A 26,193-nucleotide genomic window follows, 5' to 3' on the forward strand; every position below is an offset into this window, starting at 1 on the left:
GCTGTCTGAGCACCCGCCGACAGCGCTGGAAGCCAGCTCGGCGCGCCCGGCTGGTTGCCAGTGCTGTCAGCTGCCCGTTTTGTCCGCGCTGAGCGCCAGCCGGCACCGGCGTTTCCAAGATCTGCGAGTGCTGCTCTGCGAGTGCTGCTCTGCGAGTGCTGCTCTGCGAGTGCTGCTCTGCGATTGCTGCTCTGCGAGCGCGCTCATCGCCCTCAGCGCGGGAGCAAGGAAGCGCGGTCAGCGGCGTAGCCAGGCCGCCGGGTCGTCCCGGACCGCCCGGATCACCGTGTCGGCGGCTCCTCGCATCGCGGCGTCGGCGCCCAGTGCGGCCGGGCGCAGCGCCACCGGAGCGAGACCCGAGGTCAGCACCCGGCGGGTGAGCTCCTCCTCGATTCCGGCGCGCAGTTCGGTGAAGAGCGGCGCGTAGGCGCCCCCGAGCACGATCACCGGCACGTCCAGCAAATTGACCACGGCGGCCAGCGCGATGCCGAGGGCGGCCGCGGCCAGGGGCTCGTCGCCGGTCAGGGCTTCCTGGCCGGCGTACTGCTCCAGGCAGCCACGGGCGCCGCACCGGCACGGCCGGCCGTCGGGGTAGACCGTGACGTGCCCGATCTCGCCGCTCCAGCCTCGCACGCCCCGGTAGAGCTCGCCGTCGAGGACCAGCCCGGCGCCGATGCCGACCTCGCCGGAGACGTACAGGAACGTCGGGCGGCCGCCGCCGCTGAGGAATGCCGGGTCGACGAGTAGTTCGCCGAGCGCCGCCAGGTTCGCCTCGTTGTCCACGCCGATCGGCAGGTCGGCCAACTCGGGGACGGCGCGCAGCAGCGCCGGGGCGTCGACGTCCTGCCAGCCGAGGTTGGGCGCGACCCGGACGACTCCGTCGCCGGTGACCAGGCCGGGCACGGCGAGGGCGGCCCCGGCCACGGTCAGCCCTTCGGCCTCGGCGGCGAGCCGGGCCCGCGCGGCGAGGCGGCCGAGGGCCTCCAGCGAGCCGGCGGCGTCGGAGGCGCGCTGGTCGGCGTGCTCGACGAACCGCTGGCGGACGGCGCCGGTGAGGTCGACCACGCAGGCCGCCAGGTAGTCGACGTTGATCTCGCAGCCGAGCCCGGCCGGACCGGCGGCGCTGAGCGCGAGGCCGACGGCGGGACGGCCGGCACCGGTACGCGGTGGCGGGTCGAGTTCGGTGAGCAGCCCACCGGCGATCAGGTCGTCGACGAGCGCGGAGACGGTGGCCCGGGTGAGCCCGGTGACGGCGGCAACTCCCGCGCGGGAGAGCCGATCTGTGCTGTTTGCCACGGTATGCAGCACCAGCGCGAGATTATGGGCTCGCACGCTCGACTGTCGGACGGGGGCACTGGAACGAGAAGTCAGGCGAGCCGTCACGCCCTTGACAATGCCACATCCTGAGCAAATAATTCAACCACTAAACAAATCAACCGCGTTTCCCGGAGGTAACCGTGTCTGTCCAGGCCACACGCGAAGACAAGTTCTCCTTCGGTCTCTGGACCGTTGGATGGCAGGCTCGTGACGCGTTCGGTGACGCCACGCGTACGGCACTCGACCCGGTCGAGGCCGTGCACAAGCTCGCTGAGATCGGCGCCTACGGCATCACGTTCCACGACGACGACCTGGTGCCCTTCGGCTCGGACGCCCAGACCCGCGACGGCATCATCGCGGGCTTCAAGAAGGCGCTCGACGAGACCGGCCTGATCGTCCCGATGGTGACCACCAACCTCTTCACCCACCCGGTGTTCAAGGACGGCGGCTTCACCAGCAACGACCGTTCCGTGCGGCGCTACGCGATCCGCAAGGTGCTGCGCCAGATGGACCTCGGCGCCGAGCTGGGCGCGAAGACGCTCGTCCTCTGGGGCGGCCGCGAGGGCGCCGAGTACGACTCGGCCAAGGACGTCAGCGCCGCCCTCGACCGCTACCGCGAGGCGCTCAACCTGCTCGCGCAGTACTCCGAGGACCGCGGTTACGGCCTGCGCTTCGCCATCGAGCCGAAGCCGAACGAGCCCCGCGGCGACATCCTGCTCCCGACCGCCGGCCACGCCATCGCGTTCGTGCAGGAGCTGGAGCGTCCCGAGCTCTTCGGCATCAACCCGGAGACCGGGCACGAGCAGATGTCGAACCTCAACTTCACCCAGGGCATCGCCCAGGCGCTGTGGCACAAGAAGCTGTTCCACATCGACCTGAACGGTCAGCACGGCCCGAAGTTCGACCAGGACCTGGTCTTCGGCCACGGTGACCTGCTCAACGCGTTCTCGCTGGTCGACCTCCTGGAGAACGGCCCGGACGGCGCCCCGGCGTACGACGGACCCCGTCACTTCGACTACAAGCCGTCCCGTACCGAGGACTACGACGGCGTCTGGGAGTCGGCGAAGGCCAACATCCGGATGTACCTGCTGCTCAAGGAGCGGGCCAAGGCGTTCCGCGCCGACCCCGAGGTGCAGGAGGCGCTCGCCGCCAGCAAGGTCGCGGAGCTGAAGACCCCGACCCTGAACCCGGGCGAGGGATACGCCGAGCTGCTCGCCGACCGCAGCGCGTTCGAGGACTACGACGCCGACGCCGTGGGCGCCAAGGGCTTCGGCTTCGTCAAGCTGAACCAGCTCGCGATCGAGCACCTGCTCGGAGCCCGCTGACCATGGCGTTGGTAGCCGGGATCGACAGCTCGACCCAGTCCTGCAAGGTCGTGATCCGCGACGCCGAGACAGGCGCGCTGGTCCGGCAGGGCCGGGCGAGCCATCCGGACGGCACCGAGGTGCATCCGGACGCCTGGTGGTCGGCGCTGCAGTCCGCGATCGAGGAGGCGGGCGGTCTCGACGACGTCGCCGCCGCCTCGGTCGCCGGGCAGCAGCACGGCATGGTCGCACTGGACGAGAACGGTGAGGTGGTCCGCCCGGCGCTGCTGTGGAACGACACACGCAGCGCCGGCGCGGCCGCTGACCTGATCGCCGAGCTGGGCGGCGGCGAGAAGTGGGCGGAAGCGGTCGGCATCGTGCCGGTCGCCAGCTTCACCCTCACCAAGCTGCGCTGGCTGGCCCGCAATGAGCCGGCAAACGCCGCGAAGGTCGCCGCGGTCTGCCTGCCGCACGATTGGCTGACCTGGAAGCTGTCCGGGTCCACCGACATCGCGGACATCAAGACCGACCGCAGCGACGCCAGCGGCACGCTCTACTGGTCCGCCAAGACCAACGAGTACCGGCGAGACCTGCTGGAGCTCGGCTTCGGGCGGGACCTGGTCCTGCCCGAAGTGCTGGGTCCGACCGGGATCGCCGGTCATCTGCCGAACGGCGCCCCTCTGGGACCCGGCGCCGGTGACAACGCGGCGGCCGCCCTCGGCACCGGCGCGCTGCCCGGCGACGTGATCGTGTCGATCGGCACGTCCGGCACGGTCTTCGTCTCCTCGGACGTCGCGCCGGTCGACGGACGCGGCACGGTGGCCGGCTTCGCCGACACCACCGGGCGGTTCCTGCCGATCGTGGTGACGCTCAACGCGGCCCGGGTGCTCGACGCGGCGGCCAAGCTGCTCGGCGTGGACCACGACGAGCTGTCCCGGCTCGCGCTCTCCGCCCCGGCGGGCGCCGACGGGATGGTCCTGGTGCCGTACCTGGAGGGGGAGCGGACCCCGAACCGGCCGGACGCCACCGGCGCGATCCACGGGCTCACGCTCAAGACCTCGGATCCGGCGCACCTGGCCCGGGCCGCCGTCGAGGGGATGCTCTGCGCCCTCGCCGACGGTCTGGACGCGCTCGTCGCGCACGGCGCCGAGGCGAACCGGATCGTGCTTGTCGGTGGCGGCGCGCGCAGTGAGGCGGTCCGCCGCATCGCGCCCGCGCTGTTCGGCAAGCCGGTGCTGGTCCCGCCGCCGGGTGAGTACGTCGCCGACGGCGCGGCCCGCCAGGCCGCCTGGGTCGCTCGCGGCGGGGACACCCCGCCGGCGTGGTCGGCGGCCAGCCCCGAGGTGTACGAGGACGACCCCGTCCCGTTGATCCGCGAGCAGTACGCGGCAGCTCAGAACGCCGTGATCGACCGTACCCGCTGAAGGTTTTCGGCCGGCTCTTCTCCGGCGAGGAAAAGAGCCGGCCGAAAACTTGTTGTCCCCTCGCCACCCGCGGCATCTACATGTCATCCCCGCATGTAGGAAGGACCCGCAGTGGCAGAGAGAAGATCTCGAAAGCGGACCGCGATCGCCCTCGCGGCCGCACTGCTCGTGCCCGCCGGCCTGATCGGCTGGGCCGTGCTGCCCTCGAACGCCGCGGCCACCCCCGCCGCCGGTGTCACGTACCAGTTGGTGGTGAAGAAGAGCGGCAAGTGCATCGATGTGCCGGCCGCGTCGAAGGACAACGGCGCCCTGCTTCAGCAGTGGGGTTGTACGGCGAACTCGGCGTGGCAGCAGTTCAAGCTGGTCGCGTCGGGAAGCAACTTCCTGATCCAGAACGTGAACAGTGGTAAGTGTGTCGATGTGCCGTCGGGGTCGAAGACCTCGGGTGCGCGGTTGCAGCAGTGGGGTTGTGTCGGTTCGCAGACCAACCAGCAGTTCAGGCTGACGGCGTCGGGCACGGACACGTTCCAGATCATCAACGTGAACAGCGGCCTGTGCGTCTCCGATCAGGGGGCGTCGACGGCCAACGGCGCGTCGATCATCCAGGAGACGTGCACGGCGAACTCGAACAAGCAGTGGGCGTTCACCCCGGTCAGCGGTTCGAGCACCGGAAGCTTCACGGTCGCCGCCGACGGCTCGGGTAGGTACAAGACGGTGCAGGCCGCGATCGACGCCGTCGCCGCGAACAACACCGCCCGGCAGACGATCACCATCAAGCCCGGCACGTACCGGGAGATCGTCACGATCCCGTCGAACAAGCCGTTCATCACGCTCAAGGGGGGCGGTGACTCGTCGGACGACGTGGTGATCGTCAACAACCGCAGCAACGCCGGTGGTTACGGCACGTCGGGCAGCGCCACGCTCTTCGCCAACGGCAAGGAGTTCAACGCCGCCAACCTGACGATCTCGAACGACTACGGCGAGGGCAGCCAGGCGGTCGCGGCCAACCTGAACGCCGACAAGCTGATCTTCGACAGCGTCCGGTTCCTCGGCGCCCAGGACACGCTGCTGGTCAACAGCGGCCGGTCCTACGTCAAGAACTCGTACGTCGAGGGCACCGTCGACTTCATCTTCGGCGGCGGAACCGCGGTGTTCAACAACGCCAAGATCTACCAGAAGCGCAGCACCGGTGGACCGATCACGGCGGCCCGCACCGACCCGGGCAACGCGTACGGCTTCCTGATCTACAAGTCGACGGTGACCGGCGCGACGAACAACACCACGCAGCTCGGCCGCCCGTGGGGTCCCGACGCGCAGGTGCTGTTCCGTGAGACCAGCCTCAGCGCCACGATCAAGACCGCGCAGCCGTGGATCGACATGTCGTCGAACTCGTGGAAGAACGCCCGGTTCTTCGAGTACGCGAACACCGGCTCGGGCGCGACGACGAACGGCAACCGCCCGCAGATGAGCGCGTCGACCGCTGCCAACTACACCCCGCAGAAGTACCTCGCGGGCTCGGACAACTGGAACCCGGTGGGTTGATCATGAAGATTTCCAAGAGGCGTGCCGCTCTGACGGCCGTGGTGCTCGCCGTCCCCGCCGCGCTCGTCGGCTGGGCCGTGCTGCCCTCCAACGCGGCGGCCGCGCCGGCCGCCGGCAGCACCTATCAGCTGGTGGTGAAGAAGAGCGGCAAGTGCATCGACGTGCCGGCCGCCTCGGCGGACAACGGGGCGCTGCTGCAGCAGTGGGGCTGCACCTCCGGCGCCGCGTGGCAGCAGTTCAAGCTGGTCGCGTCGGGAAGCAACTTCCTGATCCAGAACGTGAGCAGCGGCAAGTGCATCGACGTGCCGTCCGGTTCGAAGACCTCCGGTCAGCGGTTGCAGCAGTGGGGTTGTGTCGGTTCGCAGACCAACCAGCAGTGGAAGGTCACCGCGTCGGGCACCGACACGTTCCAGATCGTCAACGTGAACAGCGGCCTCTGCATCTCCGACCAGGGTGCGTCGACCGCGAACGGCGCGTCGATCATCCAGGAGACGTGCACGGCGAACTCGAACAAGCAGTGGGCGTTCACCCCGGTCACCGGCGCGACGACGTCGCCCACCGCGTCGTCGAGCGGCCGCACCTGGGCGTCCACTCCGGACGGCTTCGCGTCGACCGGCGGCGGCACCACGGGCGGCGCGGCCGGCACGACGGTCACCGTGAAGACCCTCGCCGACCTGACCAAGTACGTGACCGCCACCGAGCCGTACGTGATCAAGGTGGCCGGCGCCATCACGATCACCCCGAAGGGCACCGAGCTCAAGGTCAAGTCGAACAAGACGATCGTCGGTGTCGGCACCAAGGGTGAGATCGTCGGCGGCGGCTTCTTCCTGGGTACGGGCGTGAAGAACGTCATCATCCGGAACCTCACCATCCGCGACACCCAGATGACCGAGGACGACCCGGACGACAAGGACTTCGACTACGACGGCATCCAGATGGACACGGCCGACCACATCTGGATCGACCACAACAAGATCACGCGGATGAACGACGGCATGATCGACAGCCGCAAGGACACCACGTACCTCACCGTGTCCTGGAACGTGCTGGACACCGGAAACAAGGCGTTCGGCATCGGCTGGACCGAGAATGTGACATCGCGGATGACGATCCACCACAACTGGATCAAGAACACCAACCAGCGGAACCCCAGCGTCGACAACGTGGCGCTCGCCCACCTCTACAACAACTACCTGCAGAACGTCACCTCGTACGGCAACCTGTCGCGCGGCAGTACCAAGCTGGTTCTGGAGAACAGCTACTTCGACAAGGTCGCGAACCCGTGGAACGTCAACGACCTGACGAAGGGCCAGCTCAAGCAGAGCGGCAGCATCGTGAAGAACTCCACCGGCAAGCAGGTGACCAACGGGTCCGCCTTCGACCCGAAGAGCTACTACTCGTACACCTTGGACGCGGCAGCGGACGTCCCCGCGCTCCTCGCCAAGTACGCCGGCCCGCAGGCCAACATCGGCAACTGATCCGGGGACAGGGAAGGAGAGCGGCGCCGCCCGAGCCGGGGCGGCGCCGCTCTCGCCGTACCTGAATGCGAAGCCGTACCTATACCGAAAGATGGAGAGGGAACCCGACCGCGGGCAGATCCGGCGGAACCGGGTGGGCCGACAGAATCTCCGAGTCGGAAGATCAACCACCTTCGGAGGTACCCCACTCATGCGCCGCTGGATCAAAGCGCTCGCCGTCGCCGGAGCCTCGGCCACGGCGGTCGTCGCCACCATGTCGACCGCCCAGGCGGCCACGGCGCGCGACTACGAGGCCATCGGCGACTCGTACGCGTCCGGTCTCGGCTCCGGCAACGTCGTCGACAGCGCCTGCCTGCGCACCGACGCGTCGTACTCGCATTTCTGGTTGAACCGCAAGGGGCGCGCCTCCTTCGGCTCGGTCGCGAACCGGGCGTGCAGCGGCGCGACCACGGCCGCCGTGCGTACCAGGCAGCTCGGCGATCTGGACGCGAACACCGGATGGGTCACGATCAGCGCCGGCGGCAACGACGTCGGGTTCACCTCAGCCATCTCCACCTGTGTGATCTCCTCGGAGGCGGCCTGCACCACCGCGGTCCAGTCCGCGATCACCAAGGCGAACACGCAGCTCCCGGCCTCGTTCAGCCAGCTCTTCACGTCGGTGCGGGCAAAGGCGCCGAACGCCCGGGTGTACGTGCTCGGCTACCCGCGCCTGCTCGCCGCCGCCACCTCGACGGTGAACTGCGGCACGCTGACCCCGGCCAAGCGCGCCGTGATCAATCACGCGGCCGACGTCCTGGCCGACGTGACCCGCAACAGCACCACGGGCCGTACCGGCTTCACCTTCGTCGACAGCCGCGCCCGGTTCGCCGGCCACGAGGCGTGCACCGCGACTCCCTGGATGCAGGGCCTGCGGATGGACGAGCCGGCGAAGTCCTTCCACCCCAACGTCTCCGGCCACAAGCAGTACGCGGATCTGCTCTTCTCGGTGACCGGCTAACGGCGGCCGGACGGCGATCTCGCCGGGGAGTGCGCCGCCAGGAAGCCGTCGACCGCTGCTGACCAGGGGAATCGCTCCGCCTGGGCGCGGGCGGCGGCACGGCGTCCGGTCTCCGGCCGGGCGAGCAGCTCACGCACCGAGGCCGCGAAGCCGGTCGCGTCGCCCGGCCCGGCCACCCCGGCCGGGCCGACCACCTCGGGCAGCGCGCTCTCCGTGCGCACCACGACCGGCGTGCCACTGGCCAGGGCCTCCAGCGCGGCCAGCCCGAACGTCTCGATCGGCCCCGGCGCCAGCACCACGTCGGCGGTGGCGAGCAGGGCACGCGGGTCCGGGACGTGCCCGAGGAACCGGGCCGGCAACCCGCGTGCGGCCGCCTCGGTGGTCAGCGCCGCCCGCAGCGGACCGTCGCCGGCCACCACCAGCTCCGCGTCGATCCCGGTTCCGCGCAGCTCGGCGAGGGTGTCGAGGGAGAGTCGCGGATGCTTCTCAGCGGAGAGCCGCCCGCAGTGCAGCAGCATGACGTCGTGCGCCCGGGCAGCCCCGGCATCCCGATGCGCGGGCGAGAACCTTTCAAGATCAACTCCCAGGGGTACGCGTACCGGTGTCACCCCGAGCCGCTGAAACTCCCGTTGCGCCCACGCGGTCGTGCAGACCACCGTGTCGAAGGCCGCAGCGGTCCGCGCGTTCAGCGCGTCAGCGCTCCACCGGCCGAGCGCCCGCCCCGGCACGAAGAGCCGCACCAGCCCGTCCAGGCTCTCGTGCGAGACCATCAGCGACGGCACGCCGGCACGCCGCGCCCACCGGCCCAGCCAGCGCAGCGTGGAGCGGTCGTGCACCTCGATCCGGTCCGGCTCCAGACGGTCCAGGGCGGCGGCCACCGACCGCCGGTTGATCAGGACCCGGTAACCGCCGAGCCCGGGCGCCATCGGGCCGGGCAGCGTGACGATCCGGCCGTACCCGGTCCGCTCCTCCCCGGCCCGCGCCCCCGGCACCACCAGGACCGGCTCGTGTCCCGCCTCGGCGTAGCCACGGCCCAGCTCGCGCAGGGCGGTTCGCAGGCCGCCGGAGGTGGCGTGCACGAAGTTGGCGACCCGGACGATGCGCATGACCTCAGACCAACGCCGGCCGGGGACGGGCGGGCAACGCGGCCCTGGCCGCCCGCGAAACGATCAACGACAACTGGGTTGGCGTGACCGGGCAGCGGATACCCTCTACCGCGTGATGGGCAGGGGTGGGACCGTGCACCGCGTCTACAGCGTGGTGGTGTTCGTGATCCTGGCCGCCCTCGACAACGTCGCCATCGGCATCGTCCCCCCGCTCTACGGCAGCATCGGCACCGACCTCGGCGTGGGTGAGGGGCACATCGCGCTGGCGACCACCGTCATGTTCCTGATCAGCGCGGTGGCGGCGATCGGTTTCGCGTACGTGGGGGACCGCACCGACCGCAAACCGGTGCTCGTGGCCGGCACCGCGATCTGGGTGCTCGGCACCGCCTGGTCCGGCCTGGCCGGCGGCTACCCGTCGTTCCTCACCGCCCAGGTGGTCGCGGCGTTCGGTCTCGGCGGCGTGGCGTCGGTCAGCTTCGCCGTGGTCAGCGACCTGATCTCACCGCGCCGGCGCGGGCTGGTGATGAGTTTCTGGGGCCTGTCGCAGGGCGTCGGCACCCTCGCGGGCACCCTCGTCGGGGGCATTCTCGGCCGCGACGACTGGCGGGCGCCGTTCCTGGTCACGGCGGCGGCCGGCGTGGTCGCCACGGTGGCTTACCTGTTCACCTACAACGTGCCCCGCGGCGACAGCCAGCCCGAGCTGGCGGGCGTCGACTACGACGAGCGGATCCACCACGAGGATCTCCCGGTGATCCTGCGACGGCGTACCAATGTGTGGTTGATCCTGCAGGGTGGCACCGCGCAGATAGCGTTCGGCTCGCTGGTCTGGCTGCCGATCCTGTTCCGGGCGCGGGCCGAGGACCAGGGGTACTCGGCGGGCACGGCGGTGCTGGTCGGCAGCGTCTTCGCGACCATCTTCCAGCTCGGCGCGGCGCTGTCGATCCTCGGCGGGCTGGCCGGTGACCGGTTGCAGCGGCGTACCCCGCGCGGCCGGGCCCTGGTCGCCTCGGTCGGCGTGCTCGCCGCGGTGCCCTTCTACGTGGTGCTCTTCTTCGTCCCGATGGAGATCACCGTGACCGACGGCGCGGCCACCGGCACGCTGATCCGCGAGGTGCTGGCGAACGTGGTGACCGAGCCGACCGTCGCGGCCTGCCTCGCCATCGCCGTGTTCGCGCTGATGCTGACGTCGGCGAACTCGCCGAACTGGTTCGCGATGATCGCCGACGTGAACCCGCCGCAGCACCGCGGCACCGTCTACAGCCTCGGCAACCTGATCAACGGCGTCGGCCGGGCCGGTGGCAACGCGCTGGTCGGGGTGGCGTTCCGGGGACTGGCCGGGGCGTTCCCGCCGCCGCTGAACTACGCGGTGGGGCTGGCCGCCTTCCAGTTCTTCTTCATCCCGACCGGGATCATGTACTGGCTGGCCAGCAGGACGGTGGCGGCGGACATGGCCGACACGCACAACGCCCTGCTGGCCGCGGCGGCCGAGTCAGACGAGCGCCCAGACGGTGACGTCGAGCGGGACCCGGCCGTCGGCGTCCAGGGGTTCGCTGGACAGCAGGACCCGGGCGCCGGCCGGTAGAGCGACCGGCTCGGCGCCGAAGTTGGTGACCACGAGCAGCCCGCCGTTGCGGAACGCGAGCGCGCTCTCCCCGGTGTCCGCCCAGTCCAGCGAGCCGGAACCGAGCGCGTGCTCACGCCGGGTGGCCAGTGCCGACCGGTACAGCTCGTACGTCGACCCGGGCACGTCGGCCTGCCGGTCCAGCGCGTACTCCGCCCAGACCGACGGCTGCGGCAGCCAGCTCGCGTCCGAGGGGCCGAACCCGTAGGACGGGGCGTCCGCCTCCCACGGGATCGGGACCCGGCAGCCGTCCCGGCCCTTCTCGGCGTGACCCGACCGCTCCCAGGCCGGGTCCTCGCGGACCTCGTCGGGCAGCGTGGTGTGCTCCGGGAGACCGAGCTCCTCACCCTGGTACAGGTAGGCCGAGCCGGGCAGGCCCAGCATCAGCAGCGTGGCGGCGCGGGCCCGGCGCAGGCCGAGGGCGACGTCCGGCTGCGGGTCGTCGGCGCCGATGCCGGGCTTGCGCGGCTCACCGGCCGGGAAGCCGAGCCGGGAGGCGTGCCGCACCACGTCATGGTTCGACAGCACCCAGGTCGTGGTCGCGCCGACCGTGGCGTTGGCGGCGAGCGACGAGTCGATGATCGCGCGCAGCTCGGCCGGCTTCCAGGGCGCCTCCAGGTACGGGAAGTTGAACGCCTGGTGCATCTCGTCGGGACGCACGTACCGCGCCAGGCGCTCCTCGGGCTGCACCCAGGCCTCGGCGACCAGGATCCGGCCGCCCGGGTACTCGTCGAGGACGGCACGCCACTGCCGGTAAATCTCGTGCACGCCCTCCTGGTCCCACATGGGTGGCGGCGGGCCGACCGGCTCCAGGCCGCCGAGCACCGTCGCCGGGCTGGTCCAGTCGGTCAGCTCGGCGTCCTTGATCAGGCCGTGCGCCACGTCCACCCGGAAACCGTCGACGCCCCGGTCCAGCCAGAACCGCAGGATGTCGATGAACTCGGCGCGGACCTCCGGGTGGTCCCAGTTCAGGTCGGGCTGCGAGACGTCGAACAGGTGCAGGTACCACTGGCCGTCGTCCAGGCGCTGCCACGCGGAGCCACCGAACACGCTCTGCCACGAGTTGGGCGGCTCGCTGCCGTCCGGGCCCTTGCCGTCGCGGAAGATGTAACGCTCCCGTTCCGGGCTGCCCGGCGCCGAGCGCAGCGCGGCCTGGAACCAGACGTGGTCGCTGGAGGTGTGGTTCGGCACCAGGTCCACGATGATCTTGAGGCCGAGCTCGTGCGCGGTGGTGATCAGCTTGTCGGCGTCGCCGAGCGAGCCGAACCGCGGGTCCACGCCCCGGTAGTCGGCGACGTCGTACCCGGCGTCGTGCTGCGGGCTCGGGTAGAACGGCGAGAGCCAGACGGCGTCGACGCCGAGCCGGCGGAGCTGGGGCAGGCGCGCGGTGATACCGGGCAGGTCGCCCATGCCGTCGCCGTTCGCGTCGGCGAACGAGCGTGGGTAGATCTGGTAAATGACGGCGTCACGCCACCAGGCTTCTGTGGAGGGCATGCGCCCAGGTTAGGCGGCGCCCCCGGTCAGGCGTCCAGAATGGCGGCGAATCGCTCCTCGGCCAGGTCGAGCTGATCGAGGATGTGCTCCTTCGCGCTCGTGGAGAGCGGAGTGTCCGGCCGGCCGACGAGTTCTCGCAGCGTAGGCACGAGAGGGCGGTACTTCGTCGCGGCCCGGAACGCCTTCTCCAGGGTGGTGTGGATGACGCCGACCCCGTTGTCGGTGAAGTCCGAGATCTTGATCACCCGGGCCCACGGATCCCGATCCAGGTTCTCCGCGACGTGCTCCCGGTACTGCTCGTGGCGGTCCCGTGCCGGGTCGTACTCCGGGTTGGTGACCGAGCGGACCAGGTCGGCGACCCGGCAGTTGAACCGGTGGGCCAGCACGGCGAGCGCCGCCTCGGTGGCCTCCGGGTACGGGGTGTCCGCCGGCACGCCGCCCAGCTCGTCCGGGTGGTCCTCGACCGCGTCGTGCAGCAGCGCCGCGACAAGCACGTCGGTGTCCCGCACCCCGTAGTACTTGATGATCCGGATGGCGACCCGGAGCAGATGGTTCAGGTACGGCTCGCGGACCCGCCGGTCACCGGAATGCAGCGTGGCGGCCAGGTCCAGCGCCTCGGTCAGCGTCTCCCGGTCGGCATCGGGGAAGGACTCCAGTTCGAGAGCGAATCGGTCGCGTAACCCGGCCTCGCCGTACACCTCCGTGATCGCGTGCAGTGGCATCGAGAGCAGCATCCGTGGTGCCATGCCGATCAGATATACCCGATCAAGGCCGTCCGCGGGTTTCGCTCAGCCCCCGGAGGGAGCGGGTGGCGTGGTCGCCGGCGCGACGGGCGCCGCCGGAGTGGGGCGTGGCGAGGGGCGCGGGCCCGGTGACGGCCGGGTGCCGGGAGCAGCGCGGCCAGACACCACGGCCCGGGCCGCAGGGGAGAGCCGCACGGCCCCCATCGGCGTTCCCTTGAGGGACCAGGGCTGCGGGTTCTCCGCGTGGACGCCGCGTTTCGGTGTGCCGGCGCCGTCGGTGAACTCCTCCTCGGTCATCGCCTGCAGGGCGCTCAGCGCGACTCCCACGATCGTGGCGGCGGTGATCACGGTGATGGGGACGAGCATGGTGAGCGGCCGGATGCCGCCGGGCGCGGTGCCGACCGGGTCCAGCTCGATCGACATGGCGGCCATCCCGGTGTAGTGCATGCCACAGACCGCCACGGCCATCACCGCGGCCGCGCCGGTGATCCGGCTCCAGCCGCGGACCGAGACGGCGAACCAGAGCGCCACCGTGCTGGCCGCCAGCGCGATCGCCGCCGACGCGATCACCAGCGCGGGGGAGTAGTGGATGGTGGCCGCGATCCGCATGCCCTCCATCCCGGTGTAGTGCATCGCGATCACACCGCTGCCGGTCAGGGCGCCGGCCGTGAGGATCCGGCTGGTGCTGCGCTTGCCGTGTCCGACCACGATCAGCCCGACCCCGACCGTCAGCACCGAGAAGACCAGGCTGAGCAGGGTGAGCGTGAGGTCGTACCGGACCGGGCTGTCCGGGACGTCGAAGCCCAGCATCGCGGAGAAGTGCATCAACCAGATGCCGCCGCCACCGATCGCGAAGGCCGCGATCACCAGCCAGCGGTTGCGCCGGCCGGGGCTGTGCGCGTCACGCGCCCGCCCGGTGCAGAGCAGGCCGAGGAACGAGCCGAGAAACGCCAGGAGATAGGCGGCTATCGGGTTGAACGCCCCATAGGTGAAGTGATGCACGTGAGCCACTGGTTACCTCGCGGAAGTCGGCGATCGTCCGCGGGGGATTCAGTCAGAAATCAGCGACCGTTCATCGCACCTCATGTGCGTCGGCAAACCAAAGAGAACCGGGATCACCGTCGTCCCGTCCAGGCTGGACGGGTCAACGGCGACCCCGGTTCACGGGCCGGGCCGTGGATCAACCCACGGCGTCATACATTGAAGATGCTGACACCGCCGGGACCGACGAGCAGACCGACGATGATCAGCACAACACCCCAGAGGATCTGCCGCCGGAACAGCGCGAGGATGCCGGCGACCACGAGAATAACGGCGAGAATCCACAGAAGAAGAGCCATGACCATCCGATACCCGATCCGCGGAAATCGAAAACCTGTGATCAATCAGGCATGCGCGAGTTCGGTGTCCACCGACTCGGACAGCAGCTGGTACACGTTGTACGCCTGCTTGATCACCGGGTGTGCCACGTTGCGGACGGGCACGCCGCCGGGCGTGCGGCCGCGTTCCGAGCCGTGGTGCGCGTGCCCGTGCAGGGCCAGCGCGGTCGGCGCCGAGTCGATCGCCTGCCCGAGCTGGTAACAGCCGAGGAAGGGGTAGATCTCCAGCGGCTCGCCGACCAGCGTCTCCGGCACCGGCGCGTAATGGGTGAGCGCGACGAGCGCGTCACAGTGGACCGAGCGCAGCGCCTCGCCGAGCCGATTCGCCAGGTCCTCGGTGGTGCCGACGAAATCCTTCATCTCCCGCTCGCCGAAGTTGCTCGCGCACGCCCCGGCGAAGCCGCCGCCGAAACCCTTGGTGCCGGCGATGCCGAGCCGGTGCCCGCGGATCTCCAGTACGGTCGCCGAGCACTCCAGCACGGTGATGCCGGCGTCGGTGAGCGTCGCGGTGACGTCGTCCTGCAGGTCGCTCTGGTGGTCGTGGTTGCCGAGCACCACCACGACCGGCACGGCGAGGCCGCCGAACTCCTTGGCGAAGCAGCGGGCCTCCTCCACGGTGCCGTGCCGGGTGAGGTCACCGGCGATGAGCAGCGCGTCGGCCCGCTCGGGAAGCTCCTCGAGAGCGGGCCGGTACCGGCCGACCACGTCCTTGTCCACGTGGACGTCGCCCACGGCAGCGATCCGGATCATGAAATCTCCTCCACCTCGCTGGGCGCCTGGGCCCGGGTGATGCCGATGTCACAGGTGATGTCGATGTCCGGGAAGTGGTCGTTGATCTGCCGGCAGATCTCGTCGCGGCGCTGTGCGCTCTCCACCTCCCCACCGAGGACGATCTCGTGCTCCCGGCGCTGGACCGTGATGCCCTGCTCGGCGATCCGGTCATGCTCGGTGAGCAGTCGCTGGATCTCGGCTTCCAGGTCGATCTGATGGGTCATCTCATCCCCCTACCCCAAGCTCGTGTGCCGGGAACGAGACGACGTCGAGCCGGTCGAGGAGCACGAAGAACGCGTCCGCGTACGGCGATTTGGCGGTCTCCCGGCGTACCCGGTCCCAATCGATCTGCTCGCGCAGCGAGCGGGCCACCGGAAGCCCGGTGGCGAAATCGCAGTAGTGCTGGCTGTAGCTGAGCAGCTTGTGGATCATCAGCTGGGTGGCGGAGAGCACCGGCATGTAGATCGCCTCGACCGAGATCTGATCGGTGTCCTGCAGCGTCTCGTCGGTCACCGGCGACTCCACCGGGCGATAGATCAGGTCGGCCATCCGGCCCTCGTCATACACCTTGACCAGCCAGTCCTCGGGCGGCTGTTCGGTCTCGAATCCCACACTCGAGAGCTCTTGCAGCGCCCTGTCCTTGTCCTGCTCGCGGATCAGAAAGTCCACGTCGTGATCGCTGGAGTAACCCCCGCGCGCGTAGACCGCGAAGCTCCCGCCGAGCGCGAACGGGATGTCCGCGCCTTTGAGCGTGGACGCGACGCGCTTCAAGGTGACGGCCAATCCTTCGTCCACACGGTGTGGCATGGCGACCTCCTGGTCCCGTGTCCGGTCCGTGAACGACTACCCGGAGTCGCCCCGCCTTGAACCCCCGAGGCCATTCTGGCCCGGCCGGGGTGTTCCGCGATGCGAAACGGAACGTGCAGGCCGGCGCTACCGTAAGTTGGTATGGCCCTCCGCGCGAAGCACACCGGCGTCCGGACCGTCGCCCTCATCGGCATCGACGGCTCCGGCAAGACGACTCAGGCGCACCGGCTGGCCGACGAACTGACCGAGGCCGGGATCCCCGCCGGTTACCGCCGTAACGCCGGCGGCCGGCACTGGGTGGGCCGGGTCGCGGCTCTGTTCGGCTGCGACGACGCGGAGGCCCTGGTCGGCCGCCGGGGGATGCTGGCGATCGAGTCGGTGCTGCGCTGGCTGGCGATCCTGCGCACGATGCTGCGCCGCACGGTCTCCCACGAGATCTCGGTGATGGACCGGTACGCGTTCTGCCAGTACGCGAGCCTGCGGGCCCGGGGCGCGCGACCGGCCGCCGAGCGCCGGGCCCGGCTGGCCTATCGGCTCTTCCCCGCGCCCGACGTCACGTTCCTGCTAGCGGTCGACCCGGCGGTCGCCCAGCAGCGGATCGACCGCCGCGGTTACGACCACGAGTCGATGGATTACCTGAACGCGGCGGATCGGGCCTACCGCTCACTGCCCGAGTTCCCGACGTTCGTGGTGATCGACGCGAACGGCACCCCGGACCAGGTCGCCGCCGAGATCCAGGCCGACCTCGCCGCGCGCCGGGCGGCGCTTGCCGCGCCGGTCCCGGCGCCCCGGCGGCGGCCGGTCGTGCGCGCCCTGATGCTGGCGGCGGGGCCGCTGCTGGCCGCGTTCGCGGTGCTGGGCTTCCAGTTGGCCGAGTCCCTGTGAACGCGAGTCCCTGTGAACCCGAGTACCTGTGAGCGGGGTCCCGAGCGGGGTCCCGGTAGAAGCGGCGATCCGGTAGGAGCGGCGATCCGGTCAGGCCTGGCCGTAGACCGGGATCCGGGCGCCGCTGGTCGGGGCGGAGGCGTCCGACGCCAGGAAGAGGGTGACCGCGGCGATCTCCGCGGGCGCCACCCAGCGGCTCACGTCGGCGGTGGGCTGAGCGGCCCGGTTCGCCGGGGTGTCGATCACGCTGGGGAGCACCGTGTTGGAGCGCACGCGCTGCTTGCGGTACTCCACCGCGACCGTCTCGGCCAGGGCCAGGACGGCAGCCTTGGAGGCGACGTAACCGGCGGCGCCCGGGAACGGCGAGACCGCCGCCCGCGACGACACGAAGATCACCGAACCACCTCCGGCGGCCACCAGGTACGGCAGGGCGGCCGACGTGGTGAGGTAGGCGGGCCGCAGGTTGGCGGCGAACATCGCCTCGAAGTCCTCGACCGGGGTGTCGGCGATCAGGCCGCTTCCCCCGTACCCACCGGCGAGATTGACCACCGCCTTGAGCGGGGCGCGCTGATCGCCCGCCGCCCGGGCGGCCGCGGCGGTGACCTGTTCCGCGTTCGTCAGGTCCGCGTCCACGGCGATCACGCCGGCCGGGAGCCGTCCCGCCGTCCCCGGCCGGACCGGCGCCACCACCTGCCACCCCGCCTGAAGAAACGCGGAGACGGTCGCGGCGCCGAGTGCGCCCGTCCCGCCCGTGATCAGAGCCGTACGCGTGTCCGTCATACGGCGAAGCTTGTCACACGACCGTGGCTGTGCTTTTGCTCACGGAACCGGCCATCCTGGCTGTCACCTGGGAATGTTCCGGGCTCGTGCGGCGTCACCCGTGCGGGCGAGTGAACTGTGACGCGGCGTGGCGCATTGTGACCGATGGTCCCGCACGGTCGGCGATACGGACTTCGCGGTGGCGTTTGTTTCAGGCCCGGCGTCGGCCGGCCGATGCTGCACATGAACCCGGCGAGTGCGATTCCCGTACTCAGGGGTGACGAGCATCGCGCAGCCCAAGGTGATGCCCGTCGCTGTGATCGATGAGAGGCCGATGGTGTTATGAGACGCGCGACGGGTATCCGGCTGTCTACGAGACGAGCCGCCAGAGAACGTACTCAGCTACCCCGCACTGGGCTCTCAGGTATCACCCAGGCATTCGTGACACTTTCGATCTGCCGGTCGGAATCAGCGCTGGCAGCAATTTGTTGTTCTGAAGGAATCAAGGCAGCAGGCATCAACCGCAATGCACGAGCTGCGGACGTTACGGGAGAGGGCTGATGGACGCAGGTAATGCCCGTAACAGGGTTAGTGACGGCAATGAGGGGACCGTGGGCAACGTGGAGAAGAGCACCGTGATGCGTACCGATCAGGTCGCCGAGGAGCGCGACCTCGTCGGAGTCTACCTGCACGAGATCTCCCGGACGCCGCTGTTGGACGCCGAGCGAGAGGTCGAGCTCTCCCGGACGATCGAGGCGGGCCTCTACGCCGAGCACCTGCTCGAGCAGGGCGAGGAACGGCGCGGCGTGAGCCGGGAGGAGCTGGAGCGGCTCGTCACCGAGGGCCAGCGTGCCAAGGACCTGTTCATCCGCGCGAACCTGCGGCTGGTCGTCTCGATCGCCCGGCGTTACGTGCGGTCCGGCATGCCGATGCTCGACCTGATCCAGGAGGGCAACACCGGCCTGGTCCGCGCCGTGGAGAAGTTCGACTACGAAAAGGGCTTCAAGTTCTCGACCTACGCCACCTGGTGGGTGCGTCAGGCGATCAGCCGGGCCATCGCCCAGCAGGAGCGCACCGTGCGCCTCCCCGTGCACCTGGTCGAGGACGTCAACCGGATGCGCAACGTCACCCGCCAGCTCGTCCGTGAGCTGGGCGGCGACCCCGAGCCCGAGCAGATCGCGGCGGCGCTCGGCGTGACCGTCGAGCGGGTCAACGAGCTCACCCGCTGGGCGCAGGACACCGTCTCGCTCGACACCCCCGTCGGCGACGACGGCGACACCAACCTCGGCGACCTGGTCGCCGACAGCGACGCGCCGTCCCCCGAGGACATCGTGCTCAGCGCCCTGGAGCGGCAGCGCATCGAGGGCCTGCTGAACCACCTGGACGACCGGTCGGCCGGCATCATGCGGGCGCGGTACGGCCTGGAGGACGGCCGCGAGCACTCGCTGACCGAGGTGGCCTCGCGCTTCTCGCTGAGCCGCGAGCGGATCCGCCAGCTGGAGATCCAGGCGCTCGGCCGGCTGCGTGAGCTGGCCCGGGCCGAGGGACTGCAGGCCGCCTGACCTCTCGGCTGATCACAGCCTCCCCCGGTGACAAGACAGCAAAAGGCCGGTGCCCCGACGGGGCACCGGCCTTTTCGTGCTGGTGGTTACTTGACCCGGCCGTAGCCGTTGGGGGTCATGATGTTGATCGTCCGGTGGAGCACGTCGCGCCCCGCGGAGGGCGCGTCGATTATCTTGCCGTCGCCGACGTAGAGGGCGACGTGGCCGTTCGATCGATAGAAGACCAGGTCGCCCGGCCTGAGGTCGGACTTGCTGATCCGCGCGGTGGCGCTGTACTGCGCGGCAGCGTTGTGTGGCAGCGACTTGCCCGCTGCCGCCCACGCCGCCGAGGTGAGGCCGGAGCAGTCGTAGGAGTTCGGGCCGTCGTCGCCGTAGCCGTACGGCTTGCCGATGGCGCCGAAGGCGTAGGAGACCGCCTTGCCCGCCGAGCCGGCGATGCTCGGGACCTTGCCGGTGTACGACCCGGTGTCCTCGGTGGGGCTGCCGAACGCGGTCTCCCGCATGTCGTACAGCTTCTTGAGGTCCGCCTCGATCTTCTTCTTCCGGTCGCCGAGTTCCTTGACCTGAGCGGACTGCTTGGCCTGAGTGGTCTTCAGGGCGGCCTTGCGCTCCGCGAACGTCTGCGTGGTCTCGGTGAACTCGTCGATGTCCTGCTGGTTCTCCCGGGCGATCTGCTCCAGGAAGGTGAGCCGCTCCAGCAGCTCACCCTGCTGGCCGGAGACCAGGACGGTGACGCCGCCGGTCCGGCCCTGCATGTAGGTGGTGGTCGCGATCGTCTCCACCTTGGCGGTGGCCGCGGCGAGAGCGATCTTGGTCGGCTTCAGCGACTCTTCGAGTTGCTTCACGTCGGCCTTCGTCGCCTTCACGTCGAGCCGCATCTTGTTGTACGACTCGGTGACGTCTTCCAGCTTCTCCTCGGCCGCCTTGATCTTCTTCTTGAGCTCAGCGGCGGACGGGGCCGCGTGAGCGGCGGGTGCTCCCGACAGGGTGATCGCGAACGCGGTCAGTGCGACCACGACTGCCCGGAACCTGGTACGGGGGTGTGGCACTGGTCAGAGGGCCTTTCTTCCGCTGCGCCGCCTACCGGGAGTCAGCCGACGGCGGTGGGCGGGAAGAAGGCCCAGTCGTCCCCGGTTCGGATCGCGGCGGCCGGCGCCGTAGGGGGAAAGGCGCCGGATGGCCGCGATTGATTCGGCGGCGTTGGCCGGCGCCACCCGAGGGTTTGTGGCTGCGGACCGGACCAACCGCATCAACTTATCGGGGCGACAAAAGAAATCAAGGCCCGACCGAGTGATTTATGCCAATAGACCTAGTTGCGAGGTTAATCCCGATAACGGGCTGTCATTTGATCGCAGCTAAGCGTGAATTCGATGCCGGATCCGGACTAATTGCTCAGTGCCGGTTCGGGCGAGACACCCGGAACCCAGCGCCGGGTCACCTGTCGTTCGGCCCAGAACGAGAAGAACGGAATGGTGCCGGCCAGCATGACGATCACCATTCGGCCGAACGGCCACTTCGCCCGGCGCGCCAGGTCGAAGGTGAGCACCAGATAGACCATGTAGAGGAAGCCGTGCAGCGGGCCGATCATCGCGACCACCGTGTCGTTGTCCGCCAGGTACTTCAGCGGCATGCCGATGAGGACCAGGGCGATGAGGAACACGCCGACGATCCAGGCGATGGTGCGGTATCGGGTCAGGGCTCCCTGCACGGCTTGCTTCTCCTTGCTGAACGGTTTACCGGGCGTGGCGCTCGGCTGAGGCTTGGCGGGGATAGTCGGCCGGGCGGGCGCCCGGGTGGGCGGCCATCCAGGCCAGATAGTCGTTGTAGGCGGCCAGCTCCGGGTCGTCGGCCTCGGTGGCGGCCGGGCGGTTACCGACACGGACCGGGCGGCTGAACGTGATCGGGGCGCCCGGCGTGCGCGGCGCGGGCTCCTCGGCCGGCGCGGGCTCCTCGACCGGCTCGCCCGCGGCCCGGCGGCGGGCCAGCTGCACCTCGCGGAACCAGACGAAGACCACGAAGCCACCGAAGACCGGCCACTGGAACATGTAGCCCCAGCTGATCGAGTTGCCGTCGGCGGCGCGGCTGTACTGCCACCAGCCCAGGCCGAGGCAGCCCAGGGTCAGCACCAGGGCGAGCAGATGAGCGGCCATCCACCTCGGAGTCCACAGCCCTCTCATGCCCACGAGCGTACCGGCGCGGGTTTGGCAGCCGCAGGGTCGGGCAACCGTGGTCTCGGAGCGAAGCCGAAAGATCGGAGGTACGCGATGACTGATGCGCGATTCGAGGACGGTGCGGCGGTGGTGTTCGACACCGGCATCGACCCGGCCGGACTGGCCGACGACGATCTGTTCCGGGAACTCGGCAGTCTGTACCGGACCCGGCTGCAGACGCTGCGGCACGGACCGGACGCCGCGCTGGAGAACCACTTCAAGCGCACGGCCGAGCTGGAGACCGAGTACATGGCCCGGTACCCGGGGCGTGAGGTCGACCCGAGCCGCCTCACCCAGGACTTCTGACATGGCCCTGCCGCGACCCACGCTCACCCGGATCGCCCGGGAGTACGCGCCGCACGAGCACCGGCCCCTGGACGGTTACCTGGTGGCGATGGGCGCCTTCGGCACGCTCTCCGCGGCCCTCGTGGCCGCCGCCAAGTTGTCCGGCCGCCCGGTGCCGGACCGGCCCTCACTGGGGGACGTCGCGCTGCTGTCGATCGCCACCCACAAGCTCAGCCGGCTGGTCGCCAAGGACTCGGTGACCAGTCCGCTGCGTGCCCCGTTCACCCGGTACACCGAGCCGGCCGGCGCCGCGGAGCTCAACGAGGAGGTCCGGGACGAGGGCAGCAGCGTCCGGCACGGCATCGGCGAGCTGATCACCTGCCCGTTCTGCCTGGCGGTCTGGGTGGCGACCGGGCTGACCGGCGGTCTCGTGCTCGCCCCGCGGTTCACCCGGCTCGCGGCGACGGTGCTCACCGCCACCGCGGTCTCCGACTTCCTGCAGATGGCGTACTCGATCGCGAAGGAGAAGGCCGAGGGCTGACGCTCGGCGTCACAGGGAGCGCAGGGCCTCGGTCGCCTCGTCCTGTGCGTACTCGCCCTCGGGCAGCGCGTCGATGCGGGTCAGCGCCTCGGCGGGCAGGTCCGCTGCGATCGCCCGGCGCTGCAGGTCGCCGCTGGACAGGCGCTCCTGGGCGTCGTAGGCGGCGTCCAGGAACTCGGTCAGCTCACGCAAGTCGTCAGTCACGGCCACCGACTACCCACGGCGGATCCGGGCAAACACGCGACAGTGATCCAGGTCACAATCGCTGCAGGAATCGGCCGGGGCGACCGACAGTTGATAACGAATGCCGGTGTGCCCAGTGTCCCCGGGCCTCACCCTTTGCCTGCACGGAATACCAGTTCGGCTGGAGCCGTGTTGAGCCGCTCGCCGCGAGGCGACCTGCACACCGGCATTCGCGCCGCCCCTCGGTTCGCCGGGGGGCGGCGTTCTACTGTCTCGGGACTTTTCCAACTTTCCGGTCTTCCTCGGCGAGTCCGACTTTTCACATCGCCCGGACGAGAAGGTTTATCCGGGCGAGAGCCCCCGAACGGGGCACCTCCCCGCCCACGATCCTCGATCGACGTGGCAGTATCCCTGGCGTGTCCGTACCGCAACGTCGCGTCCCGGCCGTGCCCTCGGGCACGCGCTCGCTCCGGCGTACCCTCACCTCCCGCAGAAACCGGCGATCGGCGTCCGCGCTGGTCACGGTGGCCGGCGGGCCCCACCCGGTGGAACTCGCCGGGCTCCTGCACGAACTGACCGTCCGGCTTCTCTCGGCGGACACGCTGCCGCGTGCCCTGGACCGCCTCACCGCTCTCGCCGTGGGCTCGCTGCCGGGCGCGGTGCGCTGCTCGGTCGCGCTGATCGGTGAGGGCGGCCCCCTCATGGAGGCCACGTCCGGCTCGGCGGGGGAGACCTTCGACCGTCAGCAGTACGAGGTGAGCCTCGGACCGGGTCTCGAAGCGGCCCGGACCCGATCCCTGGTGACCGCCGCGGACCTCTGCGAGGACGATCGCTGGCCGCAGTTGCGCGAGGCGGCGGCCGCGAGCGGGGTGCGTGCCGTGGCGGCGGTCCCGCTCGACGTGCGGCGCACCGCCGTCGGGGCGCTCAGCGTCTACCTGGCGAACCCCGGTGAGCCCGCGCCGGAACTGCTGGTCACCGCGATGGCGCTGGCCGGGCAGGCGGAAGTGCTGCTCGGCGAGCTGGGCCGGCGTGCGGCGCTCACCGAGGGCGCCGAGGTCGACCGGGCGGTCGGAGTGATCATCGCGCAGCGCGGGTGCGGGGTCCAGGAGGCCTACGCGGTGCTGCAGGAGAGCGCTCAGCGGCTCGGCCTGGACCGCCGGGTGGTCGCCGAGCGACTGGTCGCCGCGGCGGCTCGCAAATCCAGCAGCTGACCGTCGCGTGCTGACTTCAGGCCCGAGCCCGAAGTCAGCACGCGGGTGGGGTCAGCTCGCAGGCTTCTGGACCTGCTGGACGACCTCGAACTCCAGCAGGCTCGCGCCGGACGCCACCGGGCGGCTGCGCTCACCGGCGTGCGCCTCCTTGGCGCTGCCGTTCGCCCAGTTCTGGAAGTCCTCCTCGGACTCCCAGCGGGTGTAGACGAAGTACCGGTTGTCGCCGGCCACCGGGCGCAGCAGCTCGAACCCGAGGAAGCCGGGGGAGTTCTCCACGGCGCCGTGCCGGGCCGCGAACCGCTTCTCCAGCTCGGGGCCGGCGCCCTCGGGGACCTCAATCGCGTTGATCTTCACAACAGCCATGGGGTCACGCTACGCGGAGCCGGCCGGTTCGGCGCGGGCGCTCTGCTCACCCGTACCCGATGAAGGGGTTTGGTTCTCTGCCTTCAGGGCGTCCTCGGCGCGGGCCTGCTGGGCCGAACGCTGCTGCAGCGGCAGCTCCGGCAGGAACAGGACCACCACGAGGCCGACGAGCATGATGCAGAGCGCGATCAGGTAGACCACGTGCACGCTGTCCGAGAAGCCCACCTTGAACGGGTGCGCCACCACGTCGGTCAGCTTGCTCACGAACGACGTGTCGCTCAGCGCGTCACCGCCCTGTGCCTGCGCGAGCAGCGCCTGCTGCCCGGGGTCCGCCGCGGCCTGCTGGAACGCCGGGTCCTTCGCGGCGTCCTGGTACGCGCTGCTGATGTTGCCGGGCAGCAGGTTGAAGAGGATCGAGAGGAAGACCGCGGTGCCGAGCGTGCCGCCCATCGAGCGGAAGAACGTGACGGCGCCGGTCGCCACGCCGATCTCCCGGGGCGACACCGCGTTCTGCACGGCGGTGATCATCGGCTGCATGTTGCTGCCCAGGCCCAGGCCCATCAGCACCATGACCAGCATGGTCCGCCAGAGCGGGGTGTCCGCGCCGACCCTCGAGAAGAGGAAGAGCGCGGCCACCATGAGGGTGCTGCCGACGATCGGGAAGATTCGGTAACGGCCGGTCCGGGAGATCAGCTGACCGGAGACGATCGAGCCGGTCATGATGCCCACCACGAAGGGGATCATCTGGAGGCCGGCCATCGTGGCGGTGGAGCCCTTCACGATCTGCAGGTACAGCGGGACGGTCATCAGGCCGCCGAACATCGCCATGCCGAGGATCGTGCTGGACGCGGAGCCGACCGCGACCGTGCGGTTGCCGAAGAGCCGCAGCGGCAGCAGGGCCTCGTCCTTGTACGCCCGCTCGGCCAGGACGAACCCGATGATGCCGAGCACGCCGATCACGTAACAGGCGATCGCCCGGCCGGAGCTCCAGCCCCAGTCGCGGCCCTGCTCGGCGACGGTCAGCAGCGGGACCAGGCCGATGATCAGGGTGAGCGCGCCGGGCCAGTCGATCCGGTGCGGGATCCGGTGGTGCGGAAGGTGCAGGACCTTCGCGACGACGGCCATCGCGGCGATGCCGATCGGCACGTTGATGAAGAACACCCAGCGCCAGCCGGAGACCCCGAGGATCTCGTCGGCGCCGGCGAAGAAACCGCCGAGGATCGGGCCGAGGACGCTCGCAGTGCCGAAGACGGCCAGGAAGAAGCCCTGGTACTTGGCGCGCTCGCGAGGCGGCACGATGTCGCCGATGATCGCCAGCGCGAGCGACATCAGGCCGCCCGCGCCGATGCCCTGGATCGCCCGGAAACCGGCCAGCTGCCACATGTCGGTGGAGAGGCCGCAGAGGAACGAGCCGACGATGAAGATCCCGATGGCGAAGAGGAAGAACGGGCGCCGGCCGTAGATGTCGGACAGCTTCCCGTACAGCGGCGTGGAGATCGTCGAGGTGATCAGGAACGCCGTGGTGGCCCAGGCCTGCAGGTCGAAGCCGTGCAGGTCGTCGGCGATGGTCCGGGTCGCGGTCGCCATGATCGTCTGATCCAGCGCGGCCAGGAACATGCCCATCATCAGGCCGCCCAGGATCGTGAGGATCTGGCGGTGCGTGAATTCCACCGGTTTGGCTGCCGGTGGGCTGGGGTGACTCACGGATTCTCCCGTGGGGACGCGGTGGGATCGAGTCGCAGATGCGCCTCGATCAGATTGTTGAACTCCTCGAACATGTCGGTGAAGACGGCGACGCGGTCGGCCGGCCACCCGTCCAGCGCCTGGGCGAGCAGAGCCACCCGGGCCTCCCGGAGCCGGTCGCAGGCGGCCTCGCCGGCCTCGGTGACCGCGAGCCGGGAGGCCCGGCCGTCCACCGGGTCGGCCTCACGGCGAGCCAGGCCGGCCTTGACCAGCTGCGCGACCTGGCGGCTGATCGTCGACGGGTCGGCCTGCTTGATCTCGGCGAGGTCGGTGACCCGCATCGGGCCCTGTGCCCGCAACGGAAGCAGCAGCATCAGCGCGGAGAACTCGGCGCCGAGGTCTCCGACCTTGAGCATGCCCCGGAAACGGGCGCCCGATCGGACGAACCGAGCGATCTCGTCAGCCAGCCGGGCCGTGTCCTGTTCCACCGTCGTGCCGTCTTCCTCGAGGTTTGCTTGCAGCCTACAA

At 70.0% G+C, this 26,193-nt stretch carries 28 protein-coding genes; 11 read left to right on the forward strand and 17 right to left on the reverse strand.

Annotated features, from left to right (window positions below; translation table 11 throughout):
• Window positions 1–237 precede the first annotated feature (237 nt).
• Window positions 238–1,383, reverse strand: a complete 1,146-nt coding sequence (locus AMIS_RS05215; RefSeq protein ID WP_041829566.1) for an ROK family protein — start codon at window positions 1,381–1,383, stop codon at window positions 238–240.
• A 74-nt stretch (window positions 1,384–1,457) separates the two neighbouring features.
• Here AMIS_RS05215 and xylA point away from each other — a divergent pair, with 74 nt between their 5' ends.
• The 5 genes from xylA (at window position 1,458) to AMIS_RS05240 (ending at window position 8,062) form a co-directional block, all read left to right on the forward strand.
• Window positions 1,458–2,642 (forward strand): xylose isomerase, encoded by a 1,185-nt coding sequence (gene xylA, locus AMIS_RS05220; RefSeq protein ID WP_014441152.1) that lies wholly within the window; start codon window positions 1,458–1,460, stop codon window positions 2,640–2,642.
• Window positions 2,643–2,644: 2 nt separating this feature from the next.
• A complete protein-coding gene (xylB, locus tag AMIS_RS05225) occupies window positions 2,645–4,045 on the forward strand; it encodes a xylulokinase (RefSeq protein WP_014441153.1) in 1,401 nt (466 codons plus the stop codon).
• Between the two features lie 111 nt (window positions 4,046–4,156).
• Window positions 4,157–5,587 (forward strand): pectinesterase family protein, encoded by a 1,431-nt coding sequence (locus AMIS_RS05230; protein WP_014441154.1) that lies wholly within the window; start codon window positions 4,157–4,159, stop codon window positions 5,585–5,587.
• Between the two features lie 2 nt (window positions 5,588–5,589).
• Window positions 5,590–7,065: an RICIN domain-containing protein gene (locus AMIS_RS05235; protein WP_014441155.1), complete on the forward strand. Its 1,476-nt coding sequence runs from the start codon at window positions 5,590–5,592 to the stop codon at window positions 7,063–7,065.
• 190 nt (window positions 7,066–7,255) lie between these two features.
• Entirely contained in the window at window positions 7,256–8,062 is an 807-nt protein-coding gene (locus AMIS_RS05240) for an SGNH/GDSL hydrolase family protein (protein WP_014441156.1), read from the forward strand.
• On the opposite strand, the gene AMIS_RS05245 is transcribed toward AMIS_RS05240, so the two are convergent.
• Window positions 8,059–9,168, reverse strand: coding sequence for a glycosyltransferase (locus tag AMIS_RS05245; RefSeq protein WP_014441157.1), 1,110 nt, complete (start codon window positions 9,166–9,168; stop codon window positions 8,059–8,061). The two genes, AMIS_RS05240 and AMIS_RS05245, sit on opposite strands and share 4 nt — an antisense overlap.
• A gap of 115 nt (window positions 9,169–9,283) precedes the next feature.
• Between AMIS_RS05245 and AMIS_RS05250 the strand changes: the two genes are divergently transcribed.
• A complete protein-coding gene (locus AMIS_RS05250) occupies window positions 9,284–10,750 on the forward strand; it encodes an MFS transporter (protein WP_014441158.1) in 1,467 nt (488 codons plus the stop codon).
• On the opposite strand, the gene AMIS_RS05255 is transcribed toward AMIS_RS05250, so the two are convergent.
• The 7 genes from AMIS_RS05255 to AMIS_RS05280 all read right to left on the reverse strand — a co-directional run bounded on the left by AMIS_RS05255 (window position 10,658) and on the right by AMIS_RS05280 (window position 15,983).
• Window positions 10,658–12,283 carry a glycoside hydrolase family 13 protein gene (locus AMIS_RS05255; protein ID WP_014441159.1) on the reverse strand — a complete coding sequence of 542 codons (1,626 nt, stop codon included), beginning with the start codon at window positions 12,281–12,283 and terminating at the stop codon, window positions 10,658–10,660. The genes AMIS_RS05250 and AMIS_RS05255 overlap by 93 nt on opposite strands.
• A gap of 26 nt (window positions 12,284–12,309) precedes the next feature.
• Window positions 12,310–13,029, reverse strand: coding sequence for an HD domain-containing protein (locus AMIS_RS05260; RefSeq protein ID WP_014441160.1), 720 nt, complete (start codon window positions 13,027–13,029; stop codon window positions 12,310–12,312).
• 42 nt (window positions 13,030–13,071) lie between these two features.
• Window positions 13,072–14,037: an MHYT domain-containing protein gene (locus AMIS_RS05265; RefSeq protein ID WP_014441161.1), complete on the reverse strand. Its 966-nt coding sequence runs from the start codon at window positions 14,035–14,037 to the stop codon at window positions 13,072–13,074.
• Window positions 14,038–14,219: 182 nt separating this feature from the next.
• Window positions 14,220–14,366 (reverse strand): GPGG-motif small membrane protein, encoded by a 147-nt coding sequence (locus AMIS_RS43265; protein ID WP_172666564.1) that lies wholly within the window; start codon window positions 14,364–14,366, stop codon window positions 14,220–14,222.
• A gap of 45 nt (window positions 14,367–14,411) precedes the next feature.
• The gene (locus tag AMIS_RS05270) at window positions 14,412–15,155 is read right to left on the reverse strand and encodes a metallophosphoesterase family protein (RefSeq protein WP_014441163.1); all 744 of its coding nucleotides are present in this window, start codon (window positions 15,153–15,155) and stop codon (window positions 14,412–14,414) included.
• Window positions 15,152–15,400, reverse strand: coding sequence for a hypothetical protein (locus AMIS_RS05275; RefSeq protein ID WP_014441164.1), 249 nt, complete (start codon window positions 15,398–15,400; stop codon window positions 15,152–15,154). The genes AMIS_RS05270 and AMIS_RS05275 overlap by 4 nt, the downstream gene beginning before the upstream one ends.
• 1 nt (window position 15,401) lies before the next feature.
• The gene (locus AMIS_RS05280) at window positions 15,402–15,983 is read right to left on the reverse strand and encodes a nucleotidyltransferase family protein (RefSeq protein ID WP_014441165.1); all 582 of its coding nucleotides are present in this window, start codon (window positions 15,981–15,983) and stop codon (window positions 15,402–15,404) included.
• Window positions 15,984–16,124: 141 nt separating this feature from the next.
• Here AMIS_RS05280 and AMIS_RS05285 point away from each other — a divergent pair, with 141 nt between their 5' ends.
• Window positions 16,125–16,868 (forward strand): dTMP kinase, encoded by a 744-nt coding sequence (locus AMIS_RS05285; RefSeq protein WP_014441166.1) that lies wholly within the window; start codon window positions 16,125–16,127, stop codon window positions 16,866–16,868.
• A 90-nt stretch (window positions 16,869–16,958) separates the two neighbouring features.
• Here AMIS_RS05285 and AMIS_RS05290 read toward each other — a convergent pair whose 3' ends face one another.
• A complete protein-coding gene (locus AMIS_RS05290) occupies window positions 16,959–17,648 on the reverse strand; it encodes an SDR family NAD(P)-dependent oxidoreductase (protein WP_014441167.1) in 690 nt (229 codons plus the stop codon).
• A gap of 539 nt (window positions 17,649–18,187) precedes the next feature.
• On the opposite strand from AMIS_RS05290, the gene AMIS_RS05295 reads away from it, so the two are divergent.
• Window positions 18,188–19,189, forward strand: a complete 1,002-nt coding sequence (locus AMIS_RS05295) for a sigma-70 family RNA polymerase sigma factor (protein WP_014441168.1) — start codon at window positions 18,188–18,190, stop codon at window positions 19,187–19,189.
• A gap of 86 nt (window positions 19,190–19,275) precedes the next feature.
• Here the strand turns inward: AMIS_RS05295 and AMIS_RS05300 are convergent, their stop codons facing one another.
• The 3 genes from AMIS_RS05300 to AMIS_RS05310 form a co-directional block, all read right to left on the reverse strand.
• Window positions 19,276–20,205: a C40 family peptidase gene (locus AMIS_RS05300; protein WP_014441169.1), complete on the reverse strand. Its 930-nt coding sequence runs from the start codon at window positions 20,203–20,205 to the stop codon at window positions 19,276–19,278.
• Window positions 20,206–20,573: 368 nt separating this feature from the next.
• Window positions 20,574–20,897: a DUF3817 domain-containing protein gene (locus AMIS_RS05305; RefSeq protein WP_014441170.1), complete on the reverse strand. Its 324-nt coding sequence runs from the start codon at window positions 20,895–20,897 to the stop codon at window positions 20,574–20,576.
• 25 nt (window positions 20,898–20,922) lie between these two features.
• Entirely contained in the window at window positions 20,923–21,366 is a 444-nt protein-coding gene (locus tag AMIS_RS05310) for a hypothetical protein (RefSeq protein ID WP_041830531.1), read from the reverse strand.
• A gap of 87 nt (window positions 21,367–21,453) precedes the next feature.
• Here AMIS_RS05310 and AMIS_RS05315 point away from each other — a divergent pair, with 87 nt between their 5' ends.
• Both AMIS_RS05315 and AMIS_RS05320 read left to right on the forward strand, forming a co-directional pair.
• On the forward strand, window positions 21,454–21,705 hold the full coding sequence (locus tag AMIS_RS05315; protein ID WP_014441172.1) for a DUF6158 family protein: 252 nt from the start codon (window positions 21,454–21,456) through the stop codon (window positions 21,703–21,705).
• 1 nt (window position 21,706) lies between these two features.
• On the forward strand, window positions 21,707–22,225 hold the full coding sequence (locus AMIS_RS05320) for a DUF1360 domain-containing protein (protein ID WP_014441173.1): 519 nt from the start codon (window positions 21,707–21,709) through the stop codon (window positions 22,223–22,225).
• A 9-nt stretch (window positions 22,226–22,234) separates the two neighbouring features.
• Here AMIS_RS05320 and AMIS_RS05325 read toward each other — a convergent pair whose 3' ends face one another.
• Complete coding sequence (locus AMIS_RS05325; protein ID WP_014441174.1) at window positions 22,235–22,435, reverse strand: hypothetical protein; 201 nt, start codon at window positions 22,433–22,435, stop codon at window positions 22,235–22,237.
• 389 nt (window positions 22,436–22,824) lie between these two features.
• Between AMIS_RS05325 and AMIS_RS05330 the strand changes: the two genes are divergently transcribed.
• The gene (locus tag AMIS_RS05330) at window positions 22,825–23,619 is read left to right on the forward strand and encodes a GAF and ANTAR domain-containing protein (protein WP_231859238.1); all 795 of its coding nucleotides are present in this window, start codon (window positions 22,825–22,827) and stop codon (window positions 23,617–23,619) included.
• Between the two features lie 51 nt (window positions 23,620–23,670).
• Here AMIS_RS05330 and AMIS_RS05335 read toward each other — a convergent pair whose 3' ends face one another.
• From AMIS_RS05335 to AMIS_RS05345, 3 genes are read right to left on the reverse strand one after another with little or no spacing between them, the layout of a single operon-like run.
• Entirely contained in the window at window positions 23,671–23,982 is a 312-nt protein-coding gene (locus tag AMIS_RS05335; RefSeq protein ID WP_014441176.1) for an antibiotic biosynthesis monooxygenase family protein, read from the reverse strand.
• A gap of 9 nt (window positions 23,983–23,991) precedes the next feature.
• Window positions 23,992–25,686 (reverse strand): MDR family MFS transporter, encoded by a 1,695-nt coding sequence (locus tag AMIS_RS05340; RefSeq protein ID WP_014441177.1) that lies wholly within the window; start codon window positions 25,684–25,686, stop codon window positions 23,992–23,994.
• Complete coding sequence (locus tag AMIS_RS05345) at window positions 25,683–26,153, reverse strand: MarR family winged helix-turn-helix transcriptional regulator (protein WP_014441178.1); 471 nt, start codon at window positions 26,151–26,153, stop codon at window positions 25,683–25,685. The genes AMIS_RS05340 and AMIS_RS05345 overlap by 4 nt, the downstream gene beginning before the upstream one ends.
• Window positions 26,154–26,193 lie beyond the last annotated feature (40 nt).

Source organism: Actinoplanes missouriensis 431, from assembly GCF_000284295.1.
Classification (GTDB): domain Bacteria; phylum Actinomycetota; class Actinomycetes; order Mycobacteriales; family Micromonosporaceae; genus Actinoplanes; species Actinoplanes missouriensis.

Bases quoted from the DNA above. Each gene is read 5' to 3' on its own strand.
- AMIS_RS05245 (WP_014441157.1), bottom strand. From the start codon at position 9,168: ATGCGCATCGTCCGGGTCGCCAACTTCGTGCACGCCACCTCCGGCGGC.
- AMIS_RS05270 (WP_014441163.1), bottom strand. From the start codon at position 15,155: ATGATCCGGATCGCTGCCGTGGGCGACGTCCACGTGGACAAGGACGTG.
- AMIS_RS05285 (WP_014441166.1), top strand. From the start codon at position 16,125: ATGGCCCTCCGCGCGAAGCACACCGGCGTCCGGACCGTCGCCCTCATC.
- AMIS_RS05275 (WP_014441164.1), bottom strand. From the start codon at position 15,400: ATGACCCATCAGATCGACCTGGAAGCCGAGATCCAGCGACTGCTCACC.
- AMIS_RS05295 (WP_014441168.1), top strand. From the start codon at position 18,188: ATGGACGCAGGTAATGCCCGTAACAGGGTTAGTGACGGCAATGAGGGG.
- AMIS_RS05240 (WP_014441156.1), top strand. From the start codon at position 7,256: ATGCGCCGCTGGATCAAAGCGCTCGCCGTCGCCGGAGCCTCGGCCACG.
- AMIS_RS05255 (WP_014441159.1), bottom strand. From the start codon at position 12,283: ATGCCCTCCACAGAAGCCTGGTGGCGTGACGCCGTCATTTACCAGATC.
- AMIS_RS43265 (WP_172666564.1), bottom strand. From the start codon at position 14,366: ATGGCTCTTCTTCTGTGGATTCTCGCCGTTATTCTCGTGGTCGCCGGC.
- AMIS_RS05335 (WP_014441176.1), bottom strand. From the start codon at position 23,982: ATGGCTGTTGTGAAGATCAACGCGATTGAGGTCCCCGAGGGCGCCGGC.
- AMIS_RS05290 (WP_014441167.1), bottom strand. From the start codon at position 17,648: ATGACGGACACGCGTACGGCTCTGATCACGGGCGGGACGGGCGCACTC.
- AMIS_RS05315 (WP_014441172.1), top strand. From the start codon at position 21,454: ATGACTGATGCGCGATTCGAGGACGGTGCGGCGGTGGTGTTCGACACC.
- AMIS_RS05310 (WP_041830531.1), bottom strand. From the start codon at position 21,366: ATGAGAGGGCTGTGGACTCCGAGGTGGATGGCCGCTCATCTGCTCGCC.
- AMIS_RS05250 (WP_014441158.1), top strand. From the start codon at position 9,284: ATGGGCAGGGGTGGGACCGTGCACCGCGTCTACAGCGTGGTGGTGTTC.
- AMIS_RS05235 (WP_014441155.1), top strand. From the start codon at position 5,590: ATGAAGATTTCCAAGAGGCGTGCCGCTCTGACGGCCGTGGTGCTCGCC.
- AMIS_RS05280 (WP_014441165.1), bottom strand. From the start codon at position 15,983: ATGCCACACCGTGTGGACGAAGGATTGGCCGTCACCTTGAAGCGCGTC.
- AMIS_RS05320 (WP_014441173.1), top strand. From the start codon at position 21,707: ATGGCCCTGCCGCGACCCACGCTCACCCGGATCGCCCGGGAGTACGCG.
- AMIS_RS05260 (WP_014441160.1), bottom strand. From the start codon at position 13,029: ATGGCACCACGGATGCTGCTCTCGATGCCACTGCACGCGATCACGGAG.
- xylB (WP_014441153.1), top strand. From the start codon at position 2,645: ATGGCGTTGGTAGCCGGGATCGACAGCTCGACCCAGTCCTGCAAGGTC.